The organism is Streptomyces sparsus, from assembly GCF_054776295.1.
Window position 1 is genome coordinate 1 of sequence record NZ_BAAHCA010000092.1, and the last position, 4,884, is coordinate 4,884.

A 4,884-nucleotide genomic window follows, 5' to 3' on the forward strand; every position below is an offset into this window, starting at 1 on the left:
CGGCGGCCGCCACGCTGTACGGGCGTGCGCTGCACGCCTGGCTGCTGGCCCGCCCGCCGCTCGGCACCGCCGTGCGGGCGCTGCGCACCGCCGCACTGGGCACCGGGGGAGCGCTGCTGGTGTGCGGCATGGTCGGTGCGGCGTGGACTGCCGGTGGCTGGGAGGACGGGGACGCCCTGTGGTGGCTTTTCGTCGCCTTCCTGCTGCTGCCCAATCTCGCCGTCGCCGTCCTGGGCCTCTCCTGGGGCGCCACCCTGGAGACGCACAGTGCGGTGACCGGCGGTGTCTGGGAGTTCGACACCTTCGCCCTCGCCGACGTGGGCGGCGCGGCGGGCAGCTGGGCGGTCGCCGTCCTGGTGCTGCTCGGGGCCTGCTGCGCGCTCGCGCCCGCCGTGTTGGCCGCGCGGTTCTCCGCGTCCCGGGGTGAGCACCTGCTGACCGCCGCCCTGGTGTGGGGGCTGTTCCTGCTGCTGGTCGTGGTCGGCTCGGTCGGGCTGCGCAGCTCCGCGGACGCCGGCTACGGCGGCCGGGGCAGCGCGGAAGCGGGCGTCAACACCGCCGAGGCGGTGCTGTTCGCCGCGCTGTGGATCTTCGGCGTCGGCCTGCTCGCGCCCTACCTGCACCGGTGGTGGCGCCACCTGGGCCGCTGACGGCCTCCCGCCCCGGCCCGGCGGGCACCTGCCGGTGGGGGCGGCCGACGTCGTACATAGACTGCTGGAGTCCAGTGCCTAGTCTTCGGGAGTGCTCGTGGCAGAACACCACGCCGATGTGATCGTCGTCGGGGCCGGGCCGGCCGGTTCGACCACGGCCTACCACCTCGCCCGTTCGGGACTGGACGTCCTGCTGCTGGAGAAGACGGCGTTCCCGCGCGAGAAGGTCTGCGGGGACGGGCTCACGCCCCGCGCCACCAAGCAGCTCGTCGCCATGGGCATCGACATCTCCGAGGAAGCGGGCTGGCTGCGCAACAAGGGCCTGCGCATCATCGGCGGCGGGCACCGGCTCCAGCTGGACTGGCCGGAGCTGGCCAGCTACCCGGACTACGGACTGGTCCGCAAGCGCGACGACTTCGACGAGCAGCTCGCCCGGCAGGCCGAGAAGGCCGGCGCGCGGCTGCACGAGCGCTGCAACGTCGGCGACCCGATCCTGGACCGTGCCGGACGCATCACCGGGGTGCACGCCAAGCTCGGTGAGGAGAAGACGCCGGTCACCTTCCACGCGCCCGTGGTCGTGGCGGCCGACGGCAACTCCACCCGGCTGTCCCTGAAGATGGGTCTGCACCGCCGCGAGGACCGTCCGATGGGTGTCGCGGTGCGCACCTACTTCACGTCGCCCCGGCACGACGACGACTACCTGGAGTCGTGGCTGGAGCTGTGGGACAAGCGCGGCGCGCAGGACCAACTGCTGCCCGGCTACGGCTGGGTGTTCGGCATGGGCGACGGCACGTCCAACGTCGGCCTGGGCATCCTCAACAGCTCCAGCGCCTTCAAGGAGCTGGACTGGCGCGAGGTGCTGAAGGCGTGGTGCGCGTCGATGCCCGCCGAGTGGGGCTACACGCCGGAGAACATGACCACGCCGATCCGCGGTGCCGCGCTGCCGATGGCGTTCAACCGGAAGCCGCACTACACCCGCGGCCTGCTGCTGGTCGGGGACGCGGGCGGGCTCGTCAACCCCTTCAACGGTGAGGGCATCGCCTACGCGATGGAGTCCGGCCAGATCGCCGCGGACGTCATCGTGCAGGCGCACGCCCGGCAGACGCCCACGCAGCGCGAACTGGCGCTGCGCCGCTACCCGAAGGTCCTCTCGGACACCTACGGCGGTTACTACAGCCTGGGCCGGGCCTTCGTGAAGCTGATCGGCAATCCGAAGGTGATGAAGCTGGCCACCGACCGGGGCCTCTCGCACCCGGTGCTGATGCGCTTCACGTTGAAGATGCTCGCCAACCTGACCGACCCGACCGGCGGCGACGCCATGGACCGGATCATCAACGGCCTGTCCCGCGTGGCGCCCCGCGCCTGACGGCCGGTCCGCCGGTCCGTTCGCCTTCCCGCCCTGCCGGCCCGCTCGGGCCGCCGGCGCGGGAGGGCGTTTCTCGCGAAGTCCTCCGGCTGCCGGTGCGGGCCGCTCGGCCCCGGAGCCGGCTTCCCACGTCCCGTCCCCCGTCTCCCCGCGTCCGGCTTCCGGGCGCACGCCTGAGGGGCTTCCCGCGACGAGTCGCGGGAAGCCCCTCAGATGCGTGCTGCGGGTGTGTGCCGGTGCGTCAGAGCACGCGCACGGCGCCGGACGGCGTGCCGCCCCAGCCGAGGTCGTGCATCGCGACACCGGCGGACGGGTTCTGCGCGCCGACGTACTTGCCGCCGCCGACGTAGATGGCCACGTGGGTGGCGCTGCCCTTGCCGCCCCAGTACAGGATGTCCCCGGGCTGGAGGTTGCCGAGACCGACCTCGGTACCGGCGGTCGACTGGGCCTGCGAGGTGCGCGGCAGTGACACGCCGACCTGGCGGAAGGCGGCGGTGGTGAGGCCGGAGCAGTCGTAGGCGTTGGGACCGGTGGAGCCCATCACGTACGCCTTGCCCACCTGGGCGCGGGCGAAGTTGACGACACTCGCGGCGTTACCGGAGGCCGGGGCGGCAGCCGACGGGGCGGACTGCGTGGAGGTGCCGGCCGAGTTGCCGCCGCCGGAGTTGCTGCCCGAGTCGGTGCTGAGGGTCGTGCGGGCGGAGCTGCGGGAGGCGGCGCGCTCCTCGGCGGCGCGTTCCTCGGCTTCCGCGGCCTTGCGGGCGGCCTCGGCCCGCTGGCGGGCCTCTTCCGCGTCGGCCTTCTTCTTCGCCTTGGCGGCGGCCTTGCCCGCGGCCTCCGCGGCCTTGTCCTGCGCGGCGTCCAGCTCGTACTGGATGGCGATGGTCTGCGTGACGTGCGCGGCCTTGGTGCTGCCGGGCGCGATGACACCGTCCAGGGAGGGCAACTCGACGGTGTCGGTGGACGCCTGCTTCTCGGCGGAAGCCGGGGACGCCGCGCCGGTCACCGCGAGAGTCGTGAGGACGCCACCGGCAACACCCGAGCGTATGAGCGTGTTCCGTGAGGAACGTCGGGGCTTCCGGTGGCTTCGTATGTGAGTCGAGGACATGTCCACAGGGCTATCAGGGCGGCAGGGTTCCCCTCAACAAAGGTGGGATGCGCCACAACAGGTCGCCTGATGCCCGGATTACGGCATTTGAGGATGCCTCAGGTCCCGGTGTCGAGTTGATCAATGTCCGACTAAGCGCTCTTGACCATGGAGTTGTCCACATTGTCCCAGCGGGTGACGCGCCTAGCATGTCTCAGCCTGATAACGCCAATGTGGCAGTGGCTGACATTGCCCTCTGTGGCGCAGGTCACAGTGGAACCCTGGCTTCACTTTGACCACATCAGCCACAAAGGGGCAAAACAGAGGAACGTCTCAAGCGTCCCATGTGGCCTGTGTTCGACCATGCCCTGACAAGACGTCAGGGTGGGCGTGGAGCGCCGCGTCGGTTGGTGTGGGGGACCTGTGTGCATCGCCCGATAAGGGGTGAACGGGGTCCGAGCGCCCGATGGTCGGCGCGTGTGGCCGAAGCGGAAGCGCGTGGGTGGATGTGCCGTCAGGGGGCGTCGTCGGATGCTCTCGGCACGGAGAAGCCGGCCGCCTTCCGAGATGCGTGGGGCGAGTGCGGGCAGATCCCTGCCGGTGCCGGCTCCCTTGCTCCCCGTGCGGCTGCTCGTCCGGGCGAGGCTGCCGGGTGGCGGGCCGTCGACGGCGATGGGCGGTTTCCAGCCAACCTGTTCACGTGCCCTTGGCATATCGCCCGAGTACCGGGGTTCTTCAGGTAACCCGACAGGCGTATTTTGGTCAGATGTCCGCGTCGTCTCAGTGCCGTGCACGTGGCCGCGGGTCTTGCCATGCCCGGCCTGGGCGTGTTCGTACGGGGAGGGGCGCACCGCCATGCAGGGAACGATCGACGGCTTCAGCTACGGCGCTTTCACGCCGGTGGTGGCGTATCTGATGGCCTGTCTCGGCGCGGCACTCGGTCTGCGCTGCACCACCAGATCGCTCAGAGCCGACGACTCGCGCAAGGCCGGATGGCTCACCCTGGGGGCAGCCTCCATCGGGTCGGGCATCTGGCTCATGCACTTCATCGCCATGATCGGGTTCCACGTGGAGGAGGCGCCGGTCAGCTACGACATCCCGACCACCGTGCTCAGCCTGGTCGTGGCGATCGTGGTCGTCGGTATCGGCACCTTCATCGTGGGTTACCGAGGGGCCAACCGCATCACCCTGATCACGGCGGGCGGCGTCACCGGCCTCGGTGTCGCGGCCATGCACTACATCGGCATGGCCGGCATGCGCCTCCGGGGTGACCTGGCGTACGACCCGTTCATGGTCGCGCTGTCCCTCGTCATCGCCGTGGTCGCGGCGACGGCGGCACTGTGGGCGGCCGTCTCCATCCACGGCTTCCTGCCGAGCCTCGGGGCGAGCATGGTGATGGGCGTCGCGGTCACCGGCATGCACTACACGGGCATGGCCGGGCTGAGCGTGCATCTGCACGACGGCTCCCAGGCGGCCGAGGCGGGAAGCCCCCTCACCTCGGTGCTCTTTCCCATGTTGCTCGGGCCGCTGCTGTTCCTGCTCATCGCCTGCGTGATCGTCATGTTCGACCCGATGCTGGTCTCCGGTGAGGAGAACGGCCGGCCTTCGCCCCGGCCCGCGCCGCCCGGTGACGCCTTCCGCCCGCCGGCCCACCGGCACGCCGCCGGCACCGTGCCGCGCCAGACCTCACGCGCGGCGAACGGCCCGAGTGGCCCCACCCGGCCCGGCGGTTCCGGCGATTGGGACACCCACCGCCGTTGAGCCCCTACAGCCGTTGAGTC

The 4,884-nt window shown here is 71.0% G+C and carries 3 protein-coding genes and 1 pseudogene; 3 read left to right on the forward strand and 1 reads right to left on the reverse strand.

The annotated features are described in order from the left end of the window. Together ACYVE9_RS07905 and ACYVE9_RS07910 are read left to right on the forward strand one after the other, a co-directional pair. Positions 1-650 (forward strand): annotated as a pseudogene (locus tag ACYVE9_RS07905) (hypothetical protein); the annotation flags it as partial. Positions 651-741: 91 nt separating this feature from the next. Next, positions 742-2,016 carry a geranylgeranyl reductase family protein gene (locus ACYVE9_RS07910; RefSeq protein ID WP_461027020.1) on the forward strand — a complete coding sequence of 425 codons (1,275 nt, stop codon included), beginning with the start codon at positions 742-744 and terminating at the stop codon, positions 2,014-2,016. Positions 2,017-2,257: 241 nt separating this feature from the next. Here ACYVE9_RS07910 and ACYVE9_RS07915 read toward each other — a convergent pair whose 3' ends face one another. Beyond that, positions 2,258-3,124 (reverse strand): C40 family peptidase, encoded by an 867-nt coding sequence (locus tag ACYVE9_RS07915; RefSeq protein WP_461027021.1) that lies wholly within the window; start codon positions 3,122-3,124, stop codon positions 2,258-2,260. 834 nt (positions 3,125-3,958) lie between these two features. Here ACYVE9_RS07915 and ACYVE9_RS07920 point away from each other — a divergent pair. Further along, complete coding sequence (locus tag ACYVE9_RS07920) at positions 3,959-4,864, forward strand: MHYT domain-containing protein (RefSeq protein WP_461027022.1); 906 nt, start codon at positions 3,959-3,961, stop codon at positions 4,862-4,864. Positions 4,865-4,884: the final 20 nt, after the last annotated feature.